Annotated in this window: 22 protein-coding genes; 9 read left to right on the plus strand and 13 right to left on the minus strand. The window is 67.2% G+C overall.

Annotated features, from left to right (window positions below; genetic code table 11):
- Nucleotides 1–22 precede the first annotated feature (22 nt).
- The 5 genes from betA to ATO11_RS16025 form a co-directional block, all read right to left on the minus strand.
- Nucleotides 23–1,681 (minus strand): choline dehydrogenase, encoded by a 1,659-nt coding sequence (gene betA, locus ATO11_RS16005; protein WP_050532095.1) that lies wholly within the window; start codon nt 1,679–1,681, stop codon nt 23–25.
- On the minus strand, nt 1,681–2,334 hold the full coding sequence (locus ATO11_RS16010) for a glutathione S-transferase family protein (protein WP_050531923.1): 654 nt from the start codon (nt 2,332–2,334) through the stop codon (nt 1,681–1,683). Before ATO11_RS16010 ends, betA begins: the two co-directional genes overlap by 1 nt.
- Nucleotides 2,334–3,797, minus strand: coding sequence for a betaine-aldehyde dehydrogenase (betB, locus tag ATO11_RS16015; protein WP_050531924.1), 1,464 nt, complete (start codon nt 3,795–3,797; stop codon nt 2,334–2,336). Before betB ends, ATO11_RS16010 begins: the two co-directional genes overlap by 1 nt.
- Before the next feature lie 313 nt (nt 3,798–4,110).
- On the minus strand, nt 4,111–5,016 hold the full coding sequence (locus ATO11_RS16020) for a DMT family transporter (RefSeq protein ID WP_050531925.1): 906 nt from the start codon (nt 5,014–5,016) through the stop codon (nt 4,111–4,113).
- A 76-nt stretch (nt 5,017–5,092) separates the two neighbouring features.
- Complete coding sequence (locus ATO11_RS16025; protein WP_050531926.1) at nt 5,093–5,686, minus strand: LysE/ArgO family amino acid transporter; 594 nt, start codon at nt 5,684–5,686, stop codon at nt 5,093–5,095.
- A 114-nt stretch (nt 5,687–5,800) separates the two neighbouring features.
- Between ATO11_RS16025 and ATO11_RS16030 the strand changes: the two genes are divergently transcribed.
- From ATO11_RS16030 to ATO11_RS16035, 3 genes are all read left to right on the plus strand, one after another.
- Nucleotides 5,801–7,036, plus strand: coding sequence for a lytic murein transglycosylase (locus tag ATO11_RS16030; RefSeq protein WP_050531927.1), 1,236 nt, complete (start codon nt 5,801–5,803; stop codon nt 7,034–7,036).
- A gap of 51 nt (nt 7,037–7,087) precedes the next feature.
- Nucleotides 7,088–7,369 (plus strand): hypothetical protein, encoded by a 282-nt coding sequence (locus tag ATO11_RS21845; RefSeq protein ID WP_134643143.1) that lies wholly within the window; start codon nt 7,088–7,090, stop codon nt 7,367–7,369.
- A gap of 400 nt (nt 7,370–7,769) precedes the next feature.
- Nucleotides 7,770–8,399, plus strand: a complete 630-nt coding sequence (locus tag ATO11_RS16035; protein WP_134643144.1) for a hypothetical protein — start codon at nt 7,770–7,772, stop codon at nt 8,397–8,399.
- 105 nt (nt 8,400–8,504) lie between these two features.
- Here ATO11_RS16035 and ATO11_RS16040 read toward each other — a convergent pair whose 3' ends face one another.
- On the minus strand, nt 8,505–9,245 hold the full coding sequence (locus tag ATO11_RS16040; protein ID WP_050531929.1) for a YebC/PmpR family DNA-binding transcriptional regulator: 741 nt from the start codon (nt 9,243–9,245) through the stop codon (nt 8,505–8,507).
- Between the two features lie 71 nt (nt 9,246–9,316).
- Nucleotides 9,317–9,892 (minus strand): YdeI/OmpD-associated family protein, encoded by a 576-nt coding sequence (locus tag ATO11_RS16045; protein ID WP_050531930.1) that lies wholly within the window; start codon nt 9,890–9,892, stop codon nt 9,317–9,319.
- Between the two features lie 47 nt (nt 9,893–9,939).
- On the opposite strand from ATO11_RS16045, the gene ATO11_RS16050 reads away from it, so the two are divergent.
- On the plus strand, nt 9,940–11,712 hold the full coding sequence (locus ATO11_RS16050) for an SLC13 family permease (RefSeq protein ID WP_050531931.1): 1,773 nt from the start codon (nt 9,940–9,942) through the stop codon (nt 11,710–11,712).
- 67 nt (nt 11,713–11,779) lie between these two features.
- Here ATO11_RS16050 and ATO11_RS16055 read toward each other — a convergent pair whose 3' ends face one another.
- The 5 genes from ATO11_RS16055 to mgtE form a co-directional block, all read right to left on the minus strand.
- Nucleotides 11,780–13,561, minus strand: coding sequence for an SLC13 family permease (locus ATO11_RS16055; RefSeq protein WP_050531932.1), 1,782 nt, complete (start codon nt 13,559–13,561; stop codon nt 11,780–11,782).
- Complete coding sequence (locus ATO11_RS16060) at nt 13,558–14,466, minus strand: DMT family transporter (RefSeq protein WP_050531933.1); 909 nt, start codon at nt 14,464–14,466, stop codon at nt 13,558–13,560. The genes ATO11_RS16055 and ATO11_RS16060 overlap by 4 nt, the downstream gene beginning before the upstream one ends.
- Entirely contained in the window at nt 14,463–15,272 is an 810-nt protein-coding gene (locus ATO11_RS16065; protein WP_050531934.1) for a TIGR00282 family metallophosphoesterase, read from the minus strand. The genes ATO11_RS16060 and ATO11_RS16065 overlap by 4 nt, the downstream gene beginning before the upstream one ends.
- A gap of 114 nt (nt 15,273–15,386) precedes the next feature.
- Nucleotides 15,387–15,950 carry a 5-formyltetrahydrofolate cyclo-ligase gene (locus ATO11_RS16070; RefSeq protein WP_050531935.1) on the minus strand — a complete coding sequence of 188 codons (564 nt, stop codon included), beginning with the start codon at nt 15,948–15,950 and terminating at the stop codon, nt 15,387–15,389.
- Nucleotides 15,947–17,341 carry a magnesium transporter gene (gene mgtE / locus ATO11_RS22315; protein ID WP_050532096.1) on the minus strand — a complete coding sequence of 465 codons (1,395 nt, stop codon included), beginning with the start codon at nt 17,339–17,341 and terminating at the stop codon, nt 15,947–15,949. The genes ATO11_RS16070 and mgtE overlap by 4 nt, the downstream gene beginning before the upstream one ends.
- Nucleotides 17,342–17,397: 56 nt before the next feature.
- On the opposite strand from mgtE, the gene guaD reads away from it, so the two are divergent.
- Nucleotides 17,398–18,681, plus strand: a complete 1,284-nt coding sequence (gene guaD / locus ATO11_RS16080) for a guanine deaminase (RefSeq protein WP_050531936.1) — start codon at nt 17,398–17,400, stop codon at nt 18,679–18,681.
- A gap of 83 nt (nt 18,682–18,764) precedes the next feature.
- Entirely contained in the window at nt 18,765–19,427 is a 663-nt protein-coding gene (locus tag ATO11_RS16085) for a methyltransferase domain-containing protein (protein WP_050531937.1), read from the plus strand.
- A 16-nt stretch (nt 19,428–19,443) separates the two neighbouring features.
- On the opposite strand, the gene ATO11_RS16090 is transcribed toward ATO11_RS16085, so the two are convergent.
- Nucleotides 19,444–20,406, minus strand: a complete 963-nt coding sequence (locus tag ATO11_RS16090; RefSeq protein ID WP_050532097.1) for an NADPH:quinone oxidoreductase family protein — start codon at nt 20,404–20,406, stop codon at nt 19,444–19,446.
- A 291-nt stretch (nt 20,407–20,697) separates the two neighbouring features.
- Between ATO11_RS16090 and ATO11_RS16095 the strand changes: the two genes are divergently transcribed.
- The 3 genes from ATO11_RS16095 to ATO11_RS16105 are packed head-to-tail and all read left to right on the plus strand — an operon-like array spanning nt 20,698 to nt 23,283.
- Entirely contained in the window at nt 20,698–21,066 is a 369-nt protein-coding gene (locus tag ATO11_RS16095) for a helix-turn-helix domain-containing protein (RefSeq protein ID WP_050531938.1), read from the plus strand.
- Nucleotides 21,067–21,121: 55 nt separating this feature from the next.
- Nucleotides 21,122–21,937 (plus strand): histidinol-phosphatase, encoded by an 816-nt coding sequence (hisN, locus tag ATO11_RS16100; protein ID WP_050532098.1) that lies wholly within the window; start codon nt 21,122–21,124, stop codon nt 21,935–21,937.
- Complete coding sequence (locus ATO11_RS16105; RefSeq protein ID WP_050531939.1) at nt 21,934–23,283, plus strand: 8-oxoguanine deaminase; 1,350 nt, start codon at nt 21,934–21,936, stop codon at nt 23,281–23,283. Before hisN ends, ATO11_RS16105 begins: the two co-directional genes overlap by 4 nt.

Consider the following 23,283-nt stretch of genomic DNA (forward strand, 5'->3'; position numbering starts at 1 on the left):
CAACGCAAGGCGGCAGCGAAGGTTAACGCTGCGCGGTCTGCCAGTCGGGATGCACGAAGGGTTCGAGGTTCGACGCGGGCAGCGGCACGCGGTCGAGGATGTGATCGGCCATCTTCTCTCCGACCATGATCGAGGGCGCGTTGAGGTTGCCGTTGGGGATGCGCGGGAAGACCGAGCTGTCGGCCACGCGCAACCCGTCGACGCCGATCACCCGGCCCTGCGGATCGACCACGGTCATCGGGTCGTCATAGGCCCCCATCCGGCAGGTGCCGCAGGGGTGATAGGCGCTCTCTACATGGTCGCGGATGAACTCGTTCAGGGCCATGTCGGACTGCACCGCGTCGCCGGGCTGGATCTCGTGATCGACGAAGGGCTGCATCGGCGCTTGCGCGAAAATCTCCCGCGTGAGGCGGATCGCGGTGCGGAACTCCTCCCAGTCCTTGGAGTCGGACATGTAGTTGAAGAGGATCTTCGGCGCGTCCTCGGCCCGAGCGGAGGCCAGCGTGACCTCCCCCCGCGAGACCGAGCGCATCGGCCCCACATGCGCCTGGAACCCGTGCCCGGAGGCGGCGATCTTGCCGTCGTAGCGCACCGCGATGGGCAGGAAGTGGAACTGGATGTCGGGATAGCGCACGCCCGCAGCAGAGCGGATGAAGCCGCCCGATTCGAACTGGTTCGACGCGCCCAGCCCGGATTTGAAGAACAGCCATTGCGCCCCCACCCACGCCTTGCCGAAAAGCGACCAGTGCGAGGCCAGCGTGATCGGCTGTTTCGAGGCGAACTGGACATAGACCTCGAGGTGGTCCTGCAGGTTCTTGCCCACGCCGGGACGGTCCGCCACCACGCTGATGCCGTGGCGCCGCAGCTCGTCCGCCGGGCCGATGCCCGACAGCATGAGGATCTTGGGCGTGTTGATCGACGAGGCGGCGAGGATCACCTCGCGCCGGGCGCGCAGGATCATCTTGCGCCCGTTGGCGCGCACGCGCAGGCCGGTGACGCGCTTGCCCTGCAGGGTCAGGCGGCTGGCCAGCCCCGTGACCAGCGTGCAGAGCCCGGTCTTGAGCGCCGGTTTCAGGTAGGCATTGGCCGCCGACCAGCGCCGCCCGTTATGCACGGTCATGTCCATCGGGCCGAAGCCTTCTTGCCGGTAGCCGTTGTAATCCTGCGTCTCGGCATAGCCCGCCGCCTTGGCCGCCTCGACAAAGGCAGCGTGCAGCGGGTTGTCGCGGGGGCCGCGGGTGACGTGCAGCGGCCCGTCGGTGCCGCGCCATTCCGGGTCGCCGCCATGGCCGCCGTCGTCCCATGTCTCCATCCTCTGGAAGTAGGGCAGGACGTCGGCATAGGACCAGCCATCGGCCCCTTGTTCGGCCCAGTGGTCGTAATCACCGGCATGGCCGCGCACGTAGACCATCCCGTTGATCGACGACGATCCGCCCACCACCTTGCCGCGCGGGCAGGCGAGCCGCCGCCCGCCCAGGTGCGGTTCGGGTTCGGACTGGTAGCCCCAGTCATAGCGGCGCATGTTCATGGGATAACTGAGCGCGGCGGGCATCTGGATGAACGGCCCGGCATCGGTGCCGCCATATTCCACCACGATCACAGAATGGCCCGCCTGCGTCAGGCGGTAGGCCATGGCGCACCCGGCGCTGCCCGCGCCGACGATGATGTATTCGGCGTGCATCATGGCCGGGGCATCCAGTAGCTGCCGCGCAATTCGTCCACCGGCACCATCGCGTGATCGCGGAACGCCGCGCGGGTCTGGAGGCGGTCGTAATAGGCGGAGAGGTTAGGCAGGTCGGGCCGCTCCCAGTCGAAGATGTGGTAGCGGTAAAGAACGTGGCCCACGCCCATGTCGGCGAAGGTGAACGCCTCCCCGGCAAGCCACGGCCCCTGCCCCAGCCGCGCATCGAGGATCCGCGCCAGCCGCGCCACCGCGCGCGAGGCCCCTGCCAGTTCGGCCGGGTCCTGATCCTCGGGCCGGGTGCGGACCTCGTAGGCGAAGATGCGGCCCAGCGTCGGCGCGAAGGTCAGCTTGCCCCATTCCGCCCAGACATCCAGCGGCGCGCGGCGCGCGGGGTCGGCGGGCCAGAGCGTGTCGTCGCCGTACCGCGCGCAGAGATAGCGGAAGATCGCGCCCGCCTCGAACAGGGTCAGGTCGCCGTCGCGCAGGACGGGGATGCCGCCATTGGGGTTCATGGCAAGGAAGTCGGGCGTGTCGAGCGGGGCGTAGCCGTGGCCATACTCCAGCCGCTCATGCGCCAGCCCCATTTCGCCGATGGCCCACATCACCAGTTGCACGTTCGACGACGACCGCCGCCCATAGACGGTCAGCATCAGAACGGCGCCTCGACGTCGCCCATGCGGACATAGACGGACTTGACCTGGCTGTAATGGTGGATCGCTTCCTTGGAATTCTCGCGCCCCACGCCCGACATCTTGACCCCGCCGAACGGCGCCTCGACCGGCGCATCGTTGTAGGTGTTGATGTAGCAGGTCCCCGCCTCGAACGCGTCGACGACGCGGTGGGCGCGGGCGAGGTCCGAGGTGAAGACGCCCGCCGCCAGCCCGAACTCGGTGTCGTTGGCACGGGCGATGGCCTCTTCCTCGGTCTCGAAATCGAGGACGGCCATGACCGGGCCAAAGATCTCCTCGCGGGCGATGGTCATGTCGTCGGTCACGTCGGCGAAGACGGTGGGCGCGATGTAGAACCCGTCACGGTCCATCCGCGCGCCGCCGGTGACCAGCCGCGCGCCTTCGGCCGCGCCTTTTTCGAGGTAGCCCAGCACGATCTTCATCTGCGCCTCGCTGACCATCGGGCCGAAGGTCGTCGCCTCGTCCAGCGGATCGCCGATCACGGCGCTGTCCAGCCGCTCCTTGAGACGGTTGAGGAACGCCTCCTTGATGCCCTTCTGGACGAAGACGCGGGTGCCGTTGGAGCAGACCTGCCCCGAGGAATAGAAATTGCCGAGGATCGCGCCGCCCACGGCGTTGTCGAGGTCGGCATCGTCGAAGATCAGGAGCGGCGACTTGCCGCCCAGTTCCATCGTGACGTGTTTCATGCCGTCGGCGGCGGCGGCATAGACCTTGCGCCCGGTCGGCACCGACCCGGTCAGCGACACCTTGTCGACACGGCGGTCGCCCACCAGCGGCGCGCCCACCGTGCCGGTGCCCTGGATCACGTTGTAAAGCCCGGCGGGCAGGCCCGCCTCGTGCAGGATCTCGGCCACTTTCAGGGCGCAGAGGGGCGTCGTTTCGGACGGTTTGAACACCATAGCGTTGCCCATGGCGAGCGCGGGCGCGCCTTTCCAGCAGGCGATCTGGGTGGGGTAGTTCCACGCGCCGATGCCGACGCAGAGGCCGAGCGGTTCGCGCCTGGTATAGACCCAGTCCTGCCCCAGCGGGATGTGTTCACCCGTCACCGTCGCGGCCAGCCCGCCGAAATATTCCAGCGCGTCCGCGCCCGAGGTTGCGTCGACGTACAGCGTCTCGGACAGCGGTTTACCGGTGTCGCAGGATTCGAGGATCGACAGTTCGCGGTTGCGCTCGCGGATCATGTCGGCGGCGCGACGCAGGATGCGGCCCCGTTCGGTGCCGGACATGGCGGCCCATGCGGGCTGCGCGGCGCGGGCGCTGGCAATCGCCTGTTCGAGGATCGCGGGCGTCGCCTCGTACACCGTGGCGATGGTCGCGCCCGTATGGGGATAGATCACCGGGATCGCCGCGCCGGCCGTATCCTCGACATACCGCCCCGCGATGAAATGGCTGGCCTTGGGTTGCGGGTCGACGCCTTCGATCATGGCTTTGGGTCCTTGTCGTGTGTTCTGACCCTTGGCTACCACGCCCGCCGCACCGCGCAAGGCCCGGAACCGACGCAACGGCGCGGAATCAAGGCTGCTGGGGTGAGGTACGGACCCAAGGGCGGGAAATCGGGCGGAAGTTTTTTTCCGGGCGCGGAATCAAGGCCGCAGGCCGCCGCGCATCGATGGGCCGCCCCCACGGCACGTCGATTCGGTTGGGCTTGGCACGTCGCTGAGGAGGAGTGCGGGTTTGGCAGGGATAAAGTGCGTAGCTGGACCGGCGGTCGACGTACCGCGGCCCGACGATGCGCGGCTACACCTTGGTCTGGTGCGGATGCGGCGTGACCGCCTGCCGTTTCAGGACAGCCTCGCGCCAGGTGATGAAGGTCACGGCGGCGAGGATCACCACGCCGCCGAGTATCACGAACCCGTCGACCGGTTCGGCAAAGACCAAAGCGCCCAGCAGGACGGCCCAGATCAGTTGCAGGAAGGTGACGGGCTGGGTGACGGTCACGGGCGCGGCCCGGAAGGCGAGCGTCATGGCGTAATGCCCGCCGGTGGCGAAGATCGCCACGGCGAACAGCATCCCCAGTTCCCACAGCGTCGGCCAGACCCAGACGGCGATGGCAAAAGGCGCCAACCCGATGGTGACGGTGATCGACAGCATGCCGACGACAACGGCGGGCGCGACCTCGTCCGACACGATCTTGGCGGTGAGGTAGCTGACCGCGAACAGGACCGCCGTCGCCAGCATGGCGAGGTGGCCGGTGTTCACCTCGCGGAAACCGGGGCGCAGGATGATCGCCACGCCGACCAGCGCCACGATCACCGCGATCACGCGGCGTGCGGCCAGCCGTTCACCTAGGAACAGCGCCGCCCCCAGCGTGACGTAGACGGGCGAGAGGTAATTCATCGCCGTGACCTCGGATATCGGGATGCGCGTCATGGCGTAGAACCACAGGATCACCGCCACGGTGTGTCCCGCGCCGCGCAGGGTAAACAGCTTCCAAAGCCGCGCATCCAGTTTCGCCGCCCGCATCGGGCCGATCATCGGGACCAGGAAAACGAGGCCCAGCACGTAGCGCAGGAACGCCTGTTCGGCGGCGGGGATACGCGCGCCCAGCACCTTTACCAGCGCCGTGACCGCGACGAAGCACAGGCCCGCCGTGGCCATCCAGAGAATGCCCGAAAGGGGCCGCTGCGCTGCCGGAGAGGTCATGCCACCTTGTCGGACGGCACGCGCGGATGTTCAAGGGGGCGACGGGTGACAATCACCCGCCCTACGGGGCGCCGCGTCACAGCACCAGCTTGAGCGCGATCGCCCACATCACCAGCGCGATCACCGCGTCGAGCACCTGCCAGCTGCGCGGCCGCTCGAAAAGCGGAGCAAGGAGCCGCGCGCCGTAGCCCAGCGAGAAGAAGAAGACGAAACTCGCCACCACCGCGCCCACGCCAAAGACGCTCGGTTCGGGGAAGGTGGCCGCGATGGAGCCCACGAGGATCACCGTGTCGAGGTAGACATGCGGGTTCAGCCAGGTCAGCGCGAGGCAGGTCATAAGCGCCGGGCCAAGCGCGCGGGTGGCGGTGCCGCCCGTCTGCATCGCCTGCCCGCCGCGCCACGCCGCCAGCGCGTTGCGCGCGCCGTACCAGACAAGGAACGCCGCCCCGCCATACCGCATCGCCGGTTCGAACCACGGCGCCACGTCCAGCAGCGCGCCAAGGCCCACGACGCCCGCCGCGATCAGCACCGCGTCGGACAGCGCGCAGGCAAGGCAGACGGCAAAGACATGTTCGCGCCTGAGCCCCTGCCGCAGGACGAACGCGTTCTGCGCCCCGATCGCGAGGATCAGGCCGAACCCCGTCGCGAAGCCGCTGAGAAATCCTTCCATGATCCGCGCTTAGCGGCAGACCGCCGACGCGGCAAGGGGCAGGTTTTCCCAACTTGCGGCCGCGCGCCGCCTGCGGTTTCCTGCTGTCGAGGGGTTGGGTGAAGGGGTGAAACGATGACTGTCACGCGCCGCGCCATGATTCTGGGCACGCTGGCCCTTGCGGGCTGCGGGGCCGCACCCGCGCCTGCCCCGCGCGGCACCCCGCGCGCAACCGGTGCCGCGCGGTTCCGCGCCGTGCCGAACGCGGGCCATGCCGCGTGGCTGCGCGGATTCCGTGCCCGCGCCATCGCCAGCGGCCTGCCCGCGGGCGTGGTCGACCGCGGTCTTGCCGGCGCGGGGTTCATCCCCGAAGTCGTGCGGCTTGACCGCAACCAGACGGAAAACGTGCGCACGCTGGAAGACTACCTCGCCATTGCCACTTCGGACACGCGCATCGCGGACGGGCGGCGCGAACTGGCCCGGCGACGCGCGCTTCTGGGCCAGATCGAGGCGCGTTACGGCGTGCCCGCCAACGTCGTGACCGCAATCTGGGGGCTGGAAAGCCGCTATGGCACGCGGATGGGCGACATCCCCGTCACCTCGGCCCTGTCGACACTGGCCTATGACGGGCGGCGCGGCGCTTTCTTCGAACGCCAATTGCTCGCCGCCCTGCGCATCCAGGCGCGCGGCGACATCGCGCCGTCGCGGATGCTGGGAAGCTGGGCGGGCGCGATGGGCCACACCCAGTTCATCCCGACCACGTTCGAAGCTTATGCCGTCGATTTTCGGGGCGACGGGCGGCGCGACATCTGGGCCCCGAACGATCCCACCGACGCGCTGGCCTCGGCCGCGGCCTACCTGTCCCGCTCGGGCTGGCGGCGGGGTGCACCATGGGGGCTGGAGGTGCGGGTGCCTGCGGGCTTGCGCGGCTCGTCCGGATCCTCGCGGTCGGTCGCGGCGTGGCGGGCGGCGGGCGTGACCCGCGCGCGCGGCGGCACGGTGCCCGATCACGGCACGGCACGGCTCGCCATCCCCCAGCCCGGAGGCCCGGCCTTCCTGACCTTCGCCAATGCCCGCGTCCTGCGCCGCTACAACAACTCGCTGAAATACGTCCTCGGCGTGGGCGTGTTGTCCGACCGGATCGCGGGCGGACCGCCGCTGGAACAGGGGTTCGGACGCAACGCGGCGGGCCTGACACTGGCCGAGCGCAAGGAAATCCAGCGCCTTCTGACGCGCCGGGGCTACGACGTGGGCGAGGCCGACGGCGTGATCGGCGCCAAGACCGAGGCCGCCATTCGCGACTTCCAGCGCCGCGCGGGCCTGACGGTGGACGGCAAGGCGACGCCCGCGCTGTTGCGGGCGTTGCGGTGATCTACTTTACTATAATAGAAGATATATTTATCCAATCAGACAGAAAATCTGATGAACTTAGTGAAGTTAATGAGCGAAATTCAATCAATATCTGATTTAGAAATCTGGCTTGAAGACCAGAGCCCTCAAGTGTCCCAAGCGCTTGCAGCTCGTTGCGCATTACGGACATTTCCAGTTGTCGTAAAATATGGATATATGCCAACCGGAAAATTCGATTCTGGGCAAAATCTCCTTAACTTCATTCGCAACACTTTGGTGCCTGTTGCTGCCAGCCTTTCTCCAAGAAACAAGAAAACACTAAGTATATTTTTTGCCTCGAATTTCGCCCTCTAGTGGCCAACTTGAGCAACCGGGCACCGATTTAGCACCAGTGCTTTTTTCAGCAATCGAAACTAGCCTTTGCGCAGCAGATTCAGTTTCCAGATTTCGTACATATCACCACCGAGCACGCGCTGCAGTTGCACGCAGCGCCAACGCAGCACAATTGGCATCGTCGAAAGAGCGTGCGTCAAACGCGCGCCAAGTAGCAATTACGTCCGCATTTGCAGATGCAATTACAGACCCACAAGCAATATTTTCAAATAGGTTATGGTTATCGGACGCCCAAATAATTGACCTTTTGGATAGCTGGACGACATTCCAAAACCATAATCTACCGATATGGGCTTGGTGGTCGCGATGGTACGCTGGGTTTCTGGAGGGTCAGACACCACCATGGGAAGTATTGCGCGACGTGGCATTGCTAGGCGTCGATGTGTGGGACGCCGGGCCAAAACGCGTTGCCGAAGAAGTTGCGAAGATAGAGGCCGCACACGGCGGTGGTCAGCCTTTGGACAAAGAAAGACTGCAAGAGCATGTTCGAAAGCTCATCCGTAATCGCGCCATGACTCTGACGATGGCACAAGGCGGAAGCGAGCTTATTGCGAACGCAATCCATGCATACAAAAAAGCCGGCCCAGCAAACGCATTGCCTGAAGGCTTAGAGCGGTTTGAAGATCTGCCCGCTCATTTCAAGGCAATACGGGAGACTCTGGATTCAGATCGCCCACTGACAGATCTCGAAGAAGCTTTGATCATCGAAATCCAACGGCTGCACGCGACCATCAGTCGTTTGGAATCTGAGGCCCGAGCGGCCAAGGAAAAGGGGCTGGGCCGTCAGTTCTGCGAGACGTGGGTGAATGGCATGGCCAGCACGCTTTCTGACAAATGGTTCCTCGGCGGTTTGGGATTGTTCACCGCCCACTTTACGGGCCTCGATGTCTCAGACCTCACATTTCAGAACTTGCGCGGTTATATCAGTGAAATCATGTCGGCTGCTCCGAACGATGCGACAGCGACACCTAAGATGACAACGGACATTTGACGCCGCCCGCGCTGTTGCGGGCGTTGCGGTAGGCCACGATTTTGAAGGGGGTCGGCTGGCGAGCAGCCGACCTACGTAGGTCGGGTGATCTTCACCCGACCCCGCTCAAAGCTGGTTGAGGACTTCGTCCGAGGCTTCGAAGTTCGTCGTGACGCGCTGGATGTCGTCATCGTCTTCGAGCGCGTCGATCAGCTTCATCAGCTTCTGCATGCCGTCGAGGTCCAGTTCGGTCGTGGTGGTGGGTTTCCAGACGAGCTTGGTCTCTTCGGACTCGCCCAGTTCCGCCTCGAGCGCGGTCGCCACGTCGTTCAGGTCGGTGTCGGCGCACCAGATCACGTGGCCGTCTTCGGAGCTTTCCACGTCTTCCGCGCCCGCCTCGATCGCGGCCATGAGAACGGTGTCGGCATCACCGACCTCGACCGGATACGTCACCTCGCCCTTGCGCTCGAACATGAACCCGACCGAGCCCGTCTCACCAAGGTTGCCGCCGTTCTTGCCGAAGGTCGACCGCACGGTCGACGCGGTGCGGTTGATGTTGTCGGTCATCGCCTCGACGATCACCGCAACGCCGCCGGGGCCGTAGCCCTCGTACCGGATTTCCTTGTAATCCTCGGCATCGCCGCCCATCGCCTTCTTGATCGCGCGGTCGATGTTGTCGTTGGGCATGGATTGCGACTTGGCCTGTTTCACGGCGAGGCGCAGGCGCGGGTTCTTGTCGGGGTCCGGGTCGCCCATCTTGGCGGCGACGGTGATCTCTTTGGACAGTTTCGAGAACAGCTTCGAGCGGGCGGCGTCCTGCCGGCCCTTGCGGTGCTGGATGTTTGCCCATTTTGAGTGGCCTGCCATGCGCCTTGTCTCCGGTTCGCGTCGCGTTGGGCCGCTTTCTAGTCAGGCGGGCGCGGGCTCGCAAGCCCGGCTCACATCTGGGGCAGTTTCCGGCCCTCGGCGGCGGCGACGGATGCCTTGGCGATCCGGTCGGCGCGGGTGGCGGGCCGCCTGGCCTGCGCGATCCAGCGCAGCACGTTGCGGCGGTAGGACGGCGCGCTGGCGTCCCATCCCGACGTTGCTTGCGCCGCCTTCAGGGCCTGCGCCAGGTCGTCCGGCACCTTGAGCGCGTCGACCTCCGGCAGGGCCTCCCACGTACCCGCGTCCTTGGCCCTTGCGACGGCGGTCTCTCCAGCGGCATGCATCCGGCCCTCGGCGCGAAGACGGTCCACGCGGGCGCGGTAGCTTTGCGCCCAGCCCTGCTGCTTGCGCGGAGAGATCAGTTGGCCCGTGCGCGCCTCGTCCACCGCGTAGCGGCGTCCGTCGATCCAGCCGTATGCGATCAGCGCATCGAGAACCGCGTCGCGGGAGACGTATTTGCCCGGTACGGCCTTCTTGTACGTCACGAGGATCACCGAAGCCTCCTGCCCGTGATGCGCGTCGAGCCAGTCCCACAGCGCCGCCTCGCTCGCGACTTCGACCAATTCAAGATGTTTCGGCCAGGACATGCCGCCTCCCCTTGCACCTCTCCGGAGTTTGACAACATGGTGCGGCCATGACCCAAGACCAGATCATCCTGTTTTCGCTGTTCGGTATCGTGTTCGGAATGCTTCTGTGGGGGCGGTTCCGGTATGACCTCGTGGCCTTTGCCGCGCTCATGGTGGGGGTGGTGCTGGGCGTGGTGCCGACCAAGGACGCCTTTTCCGGCTTTGGCCACCCCGCGACGATCATCGTGGCGCTGGTGCTTGTGGTGTCGGCGGGGCTGGTGCGGTCGGGCGCGGTGTTCCTGATCACGCGGACCATGGTGGATTCAAGCCGCGCGATGGGCGCGCATATCGCGCTGATGGGCGGGATCGGCGGCGTGCTGTCGGCCTTCATGAACAACGTCGCGGCGCTGGCGCTGCTGATGCCGGTCGACATCCAGACCGCGCGCAAGGCGGGGCGCGCGGCGGGGCTGACGCTGATGCCTTTGTCCTTTGCCACGATCCTCGGAGGCATGGTCACCCTGATCGGGACGCCGCCCAACATCATCATCGCGCAGATCCGCGCCGACACGCTGGGCGAGCCCTTCGCGATGTTCGATTTCGCGCCCGTGGGCGGGACGGCGGCGATCGCGGGCCTCGCCTTCGTCGCGCTGATCGGCTGGCGCCTGATCCCGCAGCGCGAGGATACCCAGACCGGGCCCGAGGACCTGACCGCCTATCTTGCCGAACTGGTGGTGCCGAAGGACTCGAAACTGATCGGGCAGCGCGTGCGCGACCTTGAAGAGGCCGCCGACAAGGCGGACGTGGTCATCGTTGGCCTGATCCGCGACGGCAAGCGCCGCGCGGGCGTGGCGCGGAATGCTAGCCTGCAGGCGCAGGACGCGCTGGTGATCGAGGCGACGCCCGAGGCGATGGATGAATTCCGCACCGCCCTGACGCTCGATTTCGCGGACGAGACGCGGGAAGAGCACCTGCGCGCCGAGGGCGAAGGCGTGTCGCTGGTCGAGGTCGTCGTGACCGACACGTCGCGGCTGGCGGGACGGTCGGCGCAGACGGTGGGGCTGGCCTGGCGGCAACGCACGATCCTTCTGGGCATCGCGCGGCAGGGCCGGCGCATCACCAAGCAGATGCGCAAGACCGACCTGCAGCCGGGTGACATCCTGCTGCTGCTGATCCCGTCGGACAACGTGGATGACGTGGTGCGCTGGCTGGGCTGTTTGCCGCTGGCCAATCGCGGCCTCGCCGTGACCGAGAATACCAAGACATGGGCCGCCATCGGCATGTTCGCAGGCGCGGTCGCGGCGGCCTCCTTCGGGCTGATCTACCTTCCTGTGGCGCTTGGCCTCGTCGTGGTGGGTTATGTCCTGACCCGCATCCTGCCCATCACCGAGATCTACGACCACATCGAGTGGCCGGTGGTCGTGTTGCTGGGGTCGATGATCCCGCTGGGTGCCGCACTGGAAACGTCCGGAGGGACCGAGCTGATCGCGGACGGGCTGGTGTCGCTGACCGACGGCCTGCCGCCCTGGGCGATCCTGACGGTGCTGATGGTGGTGACGATGACCCTGTCGGACGTGCTGAACAACACCGCGACCACCATCGTCGCCGCGCCCGTGGGCATCCAGATGGCGAACTCGCTGGGCGTGTCGGCCGACCCGTTCCTGATGGCGGTGGCCGTGGCGGCCTCGGCCGCGTTCCTCACACCCATCGGGCACAAGAACAACACGCTGATCCTTGGCCCCGGCGGATATCGCTTTGGCGATTACTGGCGCATGGGACTGCCCCTGGAAATCATCATCGTGGCCGTATCGGTCCCCGCCATCCTGATCTTCTGGGGCTTCTGAGCGGCACAATTTTCCTGCGAAAATTGTGGGACAGAGATTTTTCCTGCGAAAAATCTCCGTCGCGGCGTCAGAGCGGCCAGATGAACGGAATCACCGCGCTGGCAAGCAGGCCCACGGTCAGGTTCAGCGGGATGCCCACGCGCATGAAATCGGTGAACCTGTAGCCGCCGGGGCCATAGACCAGCATGTTCGTCTGGTAGCCGATGGGGGTCGCGAAACTGGCCGATGCCGCGACCATGACGGCCACGACAAGCGGGCGCGCGTCGATGCCCATCGCCTCGGCCAGCCCGATGGCCACGGGCGTCACCACGACCGCGACGGCGTTGTTCGACACCAGTTCGGTCAGGACCGAGGTCAGCAGGTAGACCGCCCAGACCAGCAGGAAGGGCGGCATCCCGGTCAGCGCGGGCGCGATCCAGCCCACGATCAGCGCCACCGCGCCCGAGGCCTGAAGCGCCGCACCGACCGCCAGCATGGCGAAGATCAGCGCAAGGAGGCGACCATCGACGAAGGAAAACGCCTCGTCCGCGTCGATGCAGCGCGCCAGGAGCACGACCGCCACGGCGAGGATCGACAGCAGGAAGATGGGCGCGACGCCAAGGCCCGCCAGCGCCACCAGCGCCACCAGCGCGCCCAGCGCCACCGGCGCGTGGCCCCGGCGATAGGCCTGTACCGAGGGTTTCGAGACATCGACCATGTCCATGTCATGCGCCAGCCGCTGGATGTCGCCCGGCGATCCTTCCAGCAGCAGCGTGTCGCCGACGCGCACGATGATGTCGTCAAGCTGCCGCCCGATATTCTGCGACCGCCGGTGCACCGCCAGCGGGTAGACGCCGTAGCGCCGCCGCAGGCGCAGCGATCCCAGCGACCGGCCCACCATCTTGCAACCCGGCGTCACCAGCACCTCGACCGTGGTGGTTTCCACCGCCGAGACCTGGTCGACGCGGCGCAATTCCTTGTTGCTTTGCAGCGACAGAAGCTCTGTCATCTGGGTGCGCAGAACCACGCGGTCGCCCACCTCCAGCGTGACACCGGCGAGGTTGCGGCGAAGCGAGACGTCGCCCCGGATCACGTCGATCAGGCGCACGCCGTCGCGCTTGAACAACTGCACACCCGTGACCTCGCGGCCGACCAGGTTCGAATCCGGCGGGATCACGGCCTCGGTGAAGAACTTCATGCGGCTGCGGTCGCTCAGAAGCTGCGCCATGGAATCGCGGTCGAGCAGCAGGCGGGGCGCGATGAAGCGCAGGTAAAGCATGCCCCACACGACGAGGATCAGGCCCAGCGGAGTGACCTCGAAGATGGTGAAGGGTTGCAGGCCCTCGGCCCGCGCGACGCCGTCCACCAGCAGGTTCGTCGAGGTCCCGATCAGCGTCAGCGTGCCGCCGAGGATCGCGGCATAGCTGAGCGGGATCAGCAGTTTCGAGGCCGAAAGGCCCATCGTCTTGGCCAGTTGCACGAAGACCGGGATCATCACCACCACGACGGGCGTGTTGGACACCACCGCCGACATGCCGATCACGAAGGCCATCAGCACCGCGACGGCCAGCGCGGGCGAGCGGGCGGCGTAGCCGTCGGCAAAGCGGGTGAAGGCGTCGAGCGCACCGGTGCGCACCAGCGCACCCATCACGATGAACATCGCCCCGATGGTCCATGGCGCGGGGTTCGACAGCACCGAAAGCGCATCGTCGTAGGGCAGGACGCCCGTCACCAGCAGCACCGCGACGCCGCCCAGCGCCACCACCTCGGTCGGGTAGGCCTCGCGCACGAAAAGCACGAACATCAGCGCGACGACGCCCAGCGCGATCAGCGCCTGCGTGGTGGCATCGAAGGCGAAGAGGTCGGTCATGCGCCCGCCCCCACCAGCCCGCGCCGCACCTCGCGCGGCTGGACAAGGAACAGGCCCAGCATCATCACCGCAAGCGCGATCCAGAGGCCCCCGGTATACCGCTCACCAAGGATCAGCATCGACCAGATCACGCCGAAGGCCGTGACCAGATACGCCACCTGCGCCGAGAAGACCGCCCCCGCCCGTCCGACCAGCGCGACGTAACCGGCATAGACAACCGCGTGGATCGAGGAGGTGAGCAACAGGCCCAGATCGGCGATGTCGTAGGGTGGGCGCGGGTCGATCCACTGGCCGGAGATCAGCGCCAAGGGCAGGACCAGCACCGCGCCCAACGCCGACGCGCCGAACAGCACCTGCACCGGATCAAGGCCCGCCGTGCCGTATTTCGCGACCACGTTGCCCTCGATCCCGTAGAAAAAGGGCGCGATCAGGGCCACGAGCACCCAGAGGCTGAGCGCCGCCGCCGACAGCGTCAGGCCGGGGGCCGACAGGATCACCACACCCGCAAGACCGCACAGAAGGCCCGTCATGCGGGTCCAGCCGAAGCGGTCGGCGCCGAGGATCAGCGCGATGGGAAAGGCGAACATCGGCACGGTCGAGATCGCGATCGCCATGATGCCCGCCGGCAGGTGGAACGCAGCCTGGTAGGATGCCGAATTGGGAATGATCGTGCCGATCACCGCAATGAGAAGCCATACGCCGACCTGCACCCGCGTGGGCCGAAGCGGCAGCCGCCCGCGCACCACCAGCACCGCGCCAAGGATCACGACCCCGATCACCATCTGCCAGAAGATCAGGCCGAAATGGCCGTAGCCGGTGGACACGGCAAGCTTGGTCAGGGGAATGGTCATCCCCCACCCCGCCCCCATGGCGAGCAGCGCCAGAAGCGCCGCGCCCCGGCTCATGCCGGGCCCGCCTGCGCCAGCCTGCCGCCGACGCGCACCATCTCGATCCGGGTGGCATGGCCGGTGGCGTCGTCGGTTTCGACATAGACGCCGGCAAGGGTCGCCTCGCCCAGCGCGGGCGAAAAGCGCGCCTTGGGCATGCCGGTGATGAAGCGGCGCATCGGTTCGGCCTTGTCCATGCCGATCACGGAATTGTAGTCGCCGCACATGCCCGCATCGGTCAGGTACGCCGTCCCGCCCGGCAGGATCTGCGCATCACCCGTGGGCACGTGGGTGTGGGTGCCGACGACGAGGCTCGCCTTGCCGTCGCAGAAATGGCCCATCGCCATCTTTTCCGAGGTCGCCTCGCAATGCACGTCGACGATCACCGCCTTCGCCTGCCCGGCGAGCTTTTTCAGCGCCGCCTCGACCGCGCTGAACGGGTCGTCGAAGGGGCGTTTCATGAAGACCTGCCCCAGCACCTGCACCACCAGCACCTTGCGCCCGCGCGTCGCCTCGAACAGGCGCGCGCCGCGCCCCGGCGCGCCCTTGGCATAGTTGAGCGGGCGCAGGATGCGGCTGTCTTCCTCGATCGCCTGCAGCATGTCCTTCTGGTCGAAGGCATGATCGCCCAGCGTCACGCAATCGGCGCCCGCCGCGAAGAGGCCGGCGGCATGCGCGGCGGTCAGGCCGGCGCCGTTCGACGCGTTCTCGCCGTTCACGACGACGAAATCGAGCGACCACGCGTCGCGCAGGCGGGGGAGATGTTCGGTGATCGCGGCGCGCCCCGCGCGGCCCATGACGTCACCGAGAAAGAGAAGTCTCATGGCGATTGGCTTAGCACCGGGACCGGAATGGGCAAGCCCAAAGCAGACCTGACGATGCGGGTTGGGCGGGGCAAGGCCGTTGCAACGGCCTTGAAACGATCTTCGAAGATCGTTTCACCGCGAGATGGTGAGGATGCGCGCCTCGGTCACGACCAGGTCGAGCGGCTGGTCGGTCGCTTCCATCGGCAGCGCCTCGGCCTCCTGCGCGTCCCAGGCAAAGCCGATCGCCAGAACCGGCCCGCGCGCGCGCAGCCCTTCGAGCGTGCGGTCATAGAACCCGCCGCCATATCCCAGCCGGTCGCCCGACGCGGTGAAGGCCACCAGCGGCACGACCACGATCTCGGGCACGACCCAGTCGTCCTGCAGCGGGATCCGCGCGCCGAACGGGCCGTCGCGCATGGGGCCGTCGGGTGTCCAGCGGCTGAACTTCAGGGGCTGTCCCTCGCCCGTGATGACCGGCACCGCGACGGGGCCGTGGGCGGTGGCCTCGGTCATGGCGGGGCGCGGGTCGATCTCGGTGCGGATGGGCATGTAGCCCGCCAGCGGTGCGCCACGATACCCCGCCAGCACCTCGGACAGGCGGGCGGCGGGTGCGGGGTGGCCCGCGTCGCGCGCGGCCTTGCGGCGGGCGAAGGCCGCCTTGCGCGCATCCGCCTTCTGGTCGGCAAGGTCGGTCACAGCAGAACGATCACGGCAAGGCCGAGGAAGGCAAAGAAGCCCACTACGTCGGTCACCGTGGTCACGAAGGCGCCCGAGGCAAGCGCGGGGTCGATGCCCAGCTTTTCCAGCACGATGGGAATACCGGTGCCCGCCAGCCCGGCCACGACGAGGTTGACGACCATCGCCGCCGCGATGACGTATCCCAGCGCTGGCGAGCCGAACCAGATCACGCCCACGATCCCCATCACCACGGCAAAGACCACGCCGTTGATCAGCCCGACAAGGCATTCCCGCCGGATCACCCGCCAGACGTTCGCGCCGGTGAGGTCCTTGGTGGCCAGCGCGCGCACCGCGACGGTCAGCGACTGCGTGCCCGCGTTGCCGCCCATCGACGCGACGATGGGCATCAGCACCGCCAGCGCCACCACCTGCGCGATCGCCGCCTCGAACTGGGCGATGACCAGCGAGGCGAGGATCGCCGTGACAAGGTTCACGCCCAGCCACGGCAGGCGCTGGCGCGTCGTGTCCACGACGTTGTCGCTGAGGCTCGATTCCTCGCCCACCCCGGCGAGGCGCAGGATGTCTTCCTCGTGCTCTTCGTCCAGCACCGCCATCGCGTCGTCGATGGTGATCTGGCCCACCAGCCGTTCATCGGCATCGATCACCGGGGCCGAGATCAGGTGGTACTGGTTGAAGGCATAGGCCACGTCGGCCTCGTCCTGCAGGACGTCGATCTTGTGGAACGTGTCCTCGGTGATGTCGGCGAGCGGTACCGCGCGGGGCGAGGCCATCAGCTTGCCCAGCGTCACGTTCGCCACCGGCCGCATCCGCGGATCGACCAGCGTGACGTGGTAGAACTGTTCCGGCAGGTTCTCGGCGGTGCGCAGGAAGTCGATGGCATCACCGACCGTCCAGTGTTCGGGCGCCATCACCACCTCGCGCTGCATCAGGCGGCCGGCGGAATACTCGGGATAGCTGAGCGATTGTTCGACCACGGCGCGGTCGTCGTCGTCCAGCGCGTCAAGGATCGCCTCCTGCTGCGGTTCCTCGAGGTCTTCGAGCAGGTCGACCACGTCGTCGCTGTCCAGCTCGCGCACGGCATCGGCCAGCACGGCGGGCGACAGGGCCGCGATCACCTCTTCGCGGATGCTTTCATCCAGTTCCGACAGGATCTCCCCGTCGAACTCGCGCCCGTACAGGCGGATCAGGCGGGTCCGGTCGAAGGCGTTGACCTGTTCCAGCAGGTCGGCGATGTCGGCCGGGTGCAGCGGGTCCATCAGCGCCACGAGCGCCTCGCGATCCTCGGTGTCGAGCGCCTGCAGGATCGCGCTCACATCCTTGCGGGACAGCGCGTAATCGTCGGCTTGCGGGCTTTCCGGGGGGATGGTGTCCGGGTCGGTGTCTGACATCTTGCCCCCCATTCCAGTTTGTGCGCGTAGTGGCGCGGCCTGTGCGGGGGACAGATATGCCGAAGCTAGTGAAGGGTCAAACGCTTGAGGCGCTGGCGGACCCTTTCGCGGTCCCCCCGACAGAGGCGTTCCGCCACCGCCGGCGCGGCGGCGTGCTGGTGGACGAGGGCGGGCGTATCCTTGCCGTGGACGAGGCCGAGGCGCTGGAACCCCACGCCGACACCGTGACCGACCATGGCGATGCGCTGATCCTGCCGGGTTTCATCGACGCCCACATGCACTACCCCCAAACCCGCATCATCGCGAGCTGGGGCAAGCGCCTGATCGACTGGCTTGAGGGCTACACCTTCCCCGAGGAGGCGCGGTTCGGCGATCCGGCCCATGCCGCCGCGGTGGCGGGTGACAGCCTCGACCTCGCACTGGCGCATGGCACGACGACGCTGTGTTCCTATGCCACGATCCATCCCGGTTCGGTCGACGCCTTCTTCACGGCGGCGCAGGCGCGGGGCATGCGGGCGCTGGCGGGCAAGACCTGCATGGACCGCAACGCGCCCGAGAACCTGCGCGACACCGCGCAATCGGCCTTCGACGACAGCAAGCGCCTGCTGGATCGCTGGCACGGCGTCGACCGGCTGGGATACGTCATCACGCCGCGCTTTGCCCCCACCTCGACCGAGGCGCAGATGGAAGCGCTGGGAGCGCTCTGGGCTGCGCATCCCGACTGCCTGATGCAGACGCACCTGTCCGAGCAGGTCGAGGAGATCGCGTGGGTGCGCGACCTGTACCCATGGGCGCGCGATTACCTCGACGTCTACGAACGGTTCGGCCTGCTGGGCGCGCGCGGGGTCTACGGCCACGCGATCCACCTTGAACCGCGCGAGATCGACCGGCTGGCCGAGGTTGGCGCGGGGCTCGCCCACTGCCCCACGTCGAACACCTTCATCGGGTCGGGCTGCATGGCGGTGGCATCGCTGCGGATGCGCGGGATCGGCGTGGGGCTGGCCACCGATACCGGCGGCGGGTCGTCCTTTTCGATGCTGCGCACCATGGGCGCGGCCTACGAGGTGGGGCAACTGGCGGGCACCGCGCTGCATCCCGCGCAGCTTCTGTGGCTTGCCACGGCGGGGTCGGCGCGGGTTCTGCACCTGTCCGACCGGATCGGCACGCTGGCGACGGGGATGGAGGCCGACCTTTGCGTGCTCGACCTCGCCTCCACCCCCGCCATCGCGCAGCGCGCGGCGCGGGCCGATGACATCTGGGACGCGGTCTTTCCCACGATCATGATGGGCGATGACCGGGCCGTGACCGCGACCTATATCGGCGGCACCGCCCGCGCCTGATTGTTGCCCACATCGCCCCAATTCTGCCCAATTCAGGCGTTAGGTGCATCTGAGGCTACAAAACAAAGAGGCATGTGGGCGCCATGCACCGTGAATCCTTCGAGCATATGAAGCGGGCCTTCGACCGCCATCTCCAACCCCTCCCCGCGGGCCGGGTGATCGAGATCGGATCGAAAAGCCGCAAGGCCGAGTACCGCCAGCTTTTCACCAAGAAGGGCTGGACCTATATCGGCGCGGACCTTGGCGAGGGCCCCAACGTGGACCTCGTGTTCGAGGACCCGTTCCGCTTCCCGCTGGAGGACGCGTCATTCGATGCCGTGATCTCGGGCCAGATGCTGGAACATAACACCATGTTCTGGCTGTCCTTCATCGAAATGGCGCGGATCCTGAAAATGGGCGGGCACATGATCCACATCGCGCCGTCGCGCGGGCCGGAACACCGCGCGCCCACCGATTGCTGGCGATTCTACCGCGACGGGATGCAGGCGCTGGCGGATTGGTGCGGGATGGAACTGATCCACGCCCAGACCGACTGGTCCCGCGGCGATATCGAGCGCACGGCAGAGGTTCGCCCCCGCTCCGCCCGCCGCCTCGCCCGGCAGGTCACGTTCGAGGACAGCGACTGGGGCGACACGATCGGCGTCTTCCGCAAGACCGAGGAAACCGGGGCCTGCACCGGCATGGACTACATCCGCAAGTTCGCCGAAAGCTTTGGCGCCGCCCCGAAGAAAGAGCGCGCGGCCTGACCGCGCGCCGGTTGGCTTAACCGATCTCGATCACGACTTTGCCGGTCGAGGCGCGGGAGCGCAAAAGCTCCAGCCCTTCCTCGGTCCGGTCGAGCGGCAGGATATGGCTCACATGCGGGCGCAGCTTGCCCGCGCGGTACCAGCCCAGCAGCACTTTCAGGCTGTCGGTGATGACCTCGGGGCGGAAGGCCATGTAACCGCCCCAATACATGCCCAGAACGCTGAGGTTCTTGACCAACAGGTGGTTGGCGGGGATTTGCGGCACCTCGCCGCTGGCGAATCCGATGGGCAAAAGCCGCGCCTCGGGCCGGGCGGCGCGGAAAGCGGCCTTCCATTGCTCGCCCCCCACCGGGTCGTACAGCACGTCCAGCCCGCCAAGTGCCTTCAGCGCGCCGCGCAGGTCGCCCTCGGTCGCGTCGATCAGGTGGTCGGCGCCCGCCTCCTCCGCCGCGCGCAGCTTGTCGGCGCCGCGCGCCACCGCGATCACCCGCGCACCCATCAGCTTGCCCAGTTCCACCGCCGTCAGGCCCACGCCGCCCGCGGCACCCAGCACGCAGAGCGTCTCTCCCGGCTGCAACCGCGCCCGGTGGTCAAGCGCCACGTGGCTCGTGCCATAGGCGATCTGGAACGCGGCCGCGTCGGTCATCGACATCCCGTCCGGCAAAACGACCGCGCGATCGGCGGGAAAACAGCCGATTTCGGCCAACCCGCCCTGCCCGCCGAACACCGCGACCCGCGTTCCCACCGCCGGAGAAGTGACGCCTTCACCCAGCGCCGTGACCTCACCGGCAACTTCCATTCCCAGTATGAAAGGAAGGTCCGGCGTGTCCTGGTAGGTTCCCTTGATCATCAGCAGATCGGCGAAGTTCAGCCCGCATGCGGCGATGCGCATCTGGATCTCTCCGGGGCCCGGTTGCGGCTCCGGCGCGTCAGCCAATGTGACGTTACGTAACTGATCGCGAACGATAATGGCGCGCATCGGCATCTCCTCGACCTGGGCAATTCCGGTATCCTGAACCGGGTCTGACGCTTTTGATGAATTGCCACCGCGACGTCGACAGTCTTTTGCACCTTGGCCGGATTATTTCCAAAACTTTGTGTCAACTGCCCCGTTTTTTGCCCGCGCTACTTGAATTGTCTTGCAATTTTGTCGACCTCTGGTAGCGAAGGCGAGGTCGAGGGGTGCACGACCGTGCTAACGAAATAGTTGCAAAATTCGGGGCATACTGCTCTGGATAGGTGCTAAAAGAAAATAAAGAGGACGACCCGTATGACCCACCCTGTTGACGTGCATGTCGGCAAACGGATCCGCCACCGCCGTTGGCTCGTTGGTATGACGCAGCAACAGCTGGCCGAAAAGGTCGGAATCAAGTTCCAGCAGATCCAGAAATACGAGACCGGCGCGAACCGCGTCAGCGCATCGCGGTTGTGGGATATCGCCGATACGCTCGACGTGCAGATCGGCTTTTTCTTCGAAGGTCTCGGCAATGAAGACGACGCCAAGGTCAAGGACGCGATGCCGTCCGACCTGCTCGGCGACAAGGAAGCGCTCGACCTGGTGCGGTCGTATTACGCGATCCCCGAAAACCAGCGCCGCCGCCTGTTCGAACTGGCACGGGTCCTGAGCGACGTCGCTTGATCCGAACCGCCCGGCACGTCACAAGGGGATGATCCCCCAGGACGGACGGCCGGGCATGACACCTGATGACTTCGACACCATGCGCGACGTGGCGCATGCCATGGCGGACGCCGCGCGCGGCGCGATCCTGCCGCATTTCCGGGCCACGGGCCTGACAGCCGACAACAAGGACGACGCCGGGTACGACCCGGTCACCGTCGCGGACCGCGCGGCCGAAGAGGCGATGCGCGCGATCCTGGCAGACGCCCGACCCGACGACGCCATCCTGGGCGAGGAATTCGGGACGCGGGACGGCACGTCGGGCCTGACATGGGTGCTCGACCCGATCGACGGCACCCGCGGTTTCGTGTCGGGCACGCCCACATGGGGCGTGCTGATCGCGCTCGCCGACGCGACCGGCCCGGTCTATGGCCTGATCGACCAGCCCTATATCGGGGAGCGGTTCGAAGGCGGCGGCGGCATCGCCCGCATGGCCGGTCCGATGGGCGCGCGCGCGCTGCGAACCCGCGACACCGCCACGCTGGCCGACGCCACGATCTTCACCACCTTCCCCGAGGTCGACACACCCGCCGATGCCGCCGCCTTCGCGCGTGTCGCGGACAGGTGCCGCCTCACCCGGTACGGCATGGATTGCTACGCCTACGCGCTGCTTGCCGCCGGACAGGTGGACCTCGTGATCGAGGCGGGGCTTGCCGCCTACGACATCCAGGCCCCCATCGCGGTGATCGAGGCCGCGGGCGGGATCGTGACCGACTGGCAGGGACGCCCGGCGCATGCCGGCGGTACCGCGCTGGCCGCCGCAACGCCGGACCTGCACGCCGCTGCGATGGAGCTGTTAAACCGGGGCGAGGCCGCCCATCAGGGCGGATGAGCGCCCCGCCCCTCCTGGTCCGCGACGCCCATGTGCTGACCATGGACGACGCGGGCACCGAACTGCCCCGCGCGTCGATCCTCGTGCGTGACGGGCGCATCGCGGCCATCGCTCCCGACCTCGACGCGCCCGGTGCCGACACGCTGGACGCGCGCGGCTGCCTCGTCACGCCGGGCCTCGTCAACACCCATCACCACCTGTTCCAGACGCTCACCCGCGCGGTGCCCGACGCGCAGGACGCGCTGCTCTTCGGCTGGCTCAAGACGCTTTACCCGATCTGGTCGCGGTTCGGCCCCGACCATATGCGCGTCTCGGCCCTGACGGGCCTTGCCGAACTGGCGCTGTCGGGCTGCACGATGTCGTCGGACCACCTCTACCTCTTCCCGAACGGCGCACGGCTCGACGACACGATCGGGGCCGCGACCGAGATCGGGCTGCGCTTCCACGCCACGCGCGGGGCCATGTCCATCGGGCAAAGCGCGGGCGGCCTGCCCCCCGACACGCTGGTCGAGGACGAGGCGGCGATCCTCGACGACTGCATCCGCGTGATCGACACCTTCCACGACCCCGCCCCCGACGCGATGATCCGCGTGGGCGTGGCGCCGTGCTCCCCCTTCTCGGTCAGCCGCGAACTGATGCGCGACGCGGCGCTCCTGGCCCGCGACAAGGGCGTCATGCTGCACACCCACCTCGCCGAGAACGACGAAGACGTCGCCTATTCGCTGGAAACCTTCGGCTGCCGCCCCGGCCAGTATGCCGAGGACCTCGGCTGGACCGGCGAGGATGTCTGGCACGCCCATTGCGTCAAACTCGACGGGGCCGAGATCGACCTCTTCGCGCGCACCCGCACCGGCGTCGCGCATTGCCCCTGTTCCAACTGCCGGCTGGGATCGGGCATCGCGCCTGTCCCCGCCATGCTGCGCGCCGGCGTGCCGGTGGGGCTGGGCGTGGACGGGTCCGCTTCGAACGATATCGGCTCGCTCGTGGGCGAGGCGCGGCAGGCGATGCTGCTGGCCCGCGTCGCGGGCGGGGCCAACGCCATGAGCGCGCGCACCGCGCTGCGTCTCGCCACCCGTGGCGGGGCCGAGGTGCTGGGCCGGGGCGACACATGCGGGCAGATCGCGCCGGGCTTCTGCGCCGACCTCGCGGTGTGGGACATGGGCGACGTGTCCGCCGCCGGAAGCTGGGACCCGGCGGCGCTGCTGCTGGCCGGGCCGCAAAAGGTGCGCGATCTTTACGTGCAGGGCCGCCGGATCGTGGCGGACGGACGGATTACCACGGTCGACCTGCCCCGCATCCTCGACCAGCAGCGCGCGCTGGCCGAAGGGCTTGCGCGCGGGGCGTGA

Source organism: Pseudaestuariivita atlantica, assembly GCF_001205715.1.
Taxonomy (GTDB): domain Bacteria; phylum Pseudomonadota; class Alphaproteobacteria; order Rhodobacterales; family Rhodobacteraceae; genus Pseudaestuariivita; species Pseudaestuariivita atlantica.

What these genes read in the sequence shown, in the direction of transcription:
- betA (WP_050532095.1), bottom strand. Translation starts at nt 1,681, where the DNA reads ATGCACGCCGAATACATCATCGTCGGCGCGGGCAGCGCCGGGTGCGCC.
- ATO11_RS16010 (WP_050531923.1), bottom strand. Translation starts at nt 2,334, where the DNA reads ATGCTGACCGTCTATGGGCGGCGGTCGTCGTCGAACGTGCAACTGGTG.
- betB (WP_050531924.1), bottom strand. Translation starts at nt 3,797, where the DNA reads ATGATCGAAGGCGTCGACCCGCAACCCAAGGCCAGCCATTTCATCGCG.
- ATO11_RS16020 (WP_050531925.1), bottom strand. Translation starts at nt 5,016, where the DNA reads ATGACCTCTCCGGCAGCGCAGCGGCCCCTTTCGGGCATTCTCTGGATG.
- ATO11_RS16025 (WP_050531926.1), bottom strand. Translation starts at nt 5,686, where the DNA reads ATGGAAGGATTTCTCAGCGGCTTCGCGACGGGGTTCGGCCTGATCCTC.
- ATO11_RS16030 (WP_050531927.1), top strand. Translation starts at nt 5,801, where the DNA reads ATGACTGTCACGCGCCGCGCCATGATTCTGGGCACGCTGGCCCTTGCG.
- ATO11_RS21845 (WP_134643143.1), top strand. Translation starts at nt 7,088, where the DNA reads ATGAACTTAGTGAAGTTAATGAGCGAAATTCAATCAATATCTGATTTA.
- ATO11_RS16040 (WP_050531929.1), bottom strand. Translation starts at nt 9,245, where the DNA reads ATGGCAGGCCACTCAAAATGGGCAAACATCCAGCACCGCAAGGGCCGG.
- ATO11_RS16045 (WP_050531930.1), bottom strand. Translation starts at nt 9,892, where the DNA reads ATGTCCTGGCCGAAACATCTTGAATTGGTCGAAGTCGCGAGCGAGGCG.
- ATO11_RS16050 (WP_050531931.1), top strand. Translation starts at nt 9,940, where the DNA reads ATGACCCAAGACCAGATCATCCTGTTTTCGCTGTTCGGTATCGTGTTC.
- ATO11_RS16055 (WP_050531932.1), bottom strand. Translation starts at nt 13,561, where the DNA reads ATGACCGACCTCTTCGCCTTCGATGCCACCACGCAGGCGCTGATCGCG.
- ATO11_RS16060 (WP_050531933.1), bottom strand. Translation starts at nt 14,466, where the DNA reads ATGAGCCGGGGCGCGGCGCTTCTGGCGCTGCTCGCCATGGGGGCGGGG.
- ATO11_RS16065 (WP_050531934.1), bottom strand. Translation starts at nt 15,272, where the DNA reads ATGAGACTTCTCTTTCTCGGTGACGTCATGGGCCGCGCGGGGCGCGCC.
- mgtE (WP_050532096.1), bottom strand. Translation starts at nt 17,341, where the DNA reads ATGTCAGACACCGACCCGGACACCATCCCCCCGGAAAGCCCGCAAGCC.
- guaD (WP_050531936.1), top strand. Translation starts at nt 17,398, where the DNA reads ATGCCGAAGCTAGTGAAGGGTCAAACGCTTGAGGCGCTGGCGGACCCT.
- ATO11_RS16085 (WP_050531937.1), top strand. Translation starts at nt 18,765, where the DNA reads ATGCACCGTGAATCCTTCGAGCATATGAAGCGGGCCTTCGACCGCCAT.
- ATO11_RS16090 (WP_050532097.1), bottom strand. Translation starts at nt 20,406, where the DNA reads ATGCGCGCCATTATCGTTCGCGATCAGTTACGTAACGTCACATTGGCT.
- ATO11_RS16095 (WP_050531938.1), top strand. Translation starts at nt 20,698, where the DNA reads ATGACCCACCCTGTTGACGTGCATGTCGGCAAACGGATCCGCCACCGC.
- hisN (WP_050532098.1), top strand. Translation starts at nt 21,122, where the DNA reads ATGACACCTGATGACTTCGACACCATGCGCGACGTGGCGCATGCCATG.
- ATO11_RS16105 (WP_050531939.1), top strand. Translation starts at nt 21,934, where the DNA reads ATGAGCGCCCCGCCCCTCCTGGTCCGCGACGCCCATGTGCTGACCATG.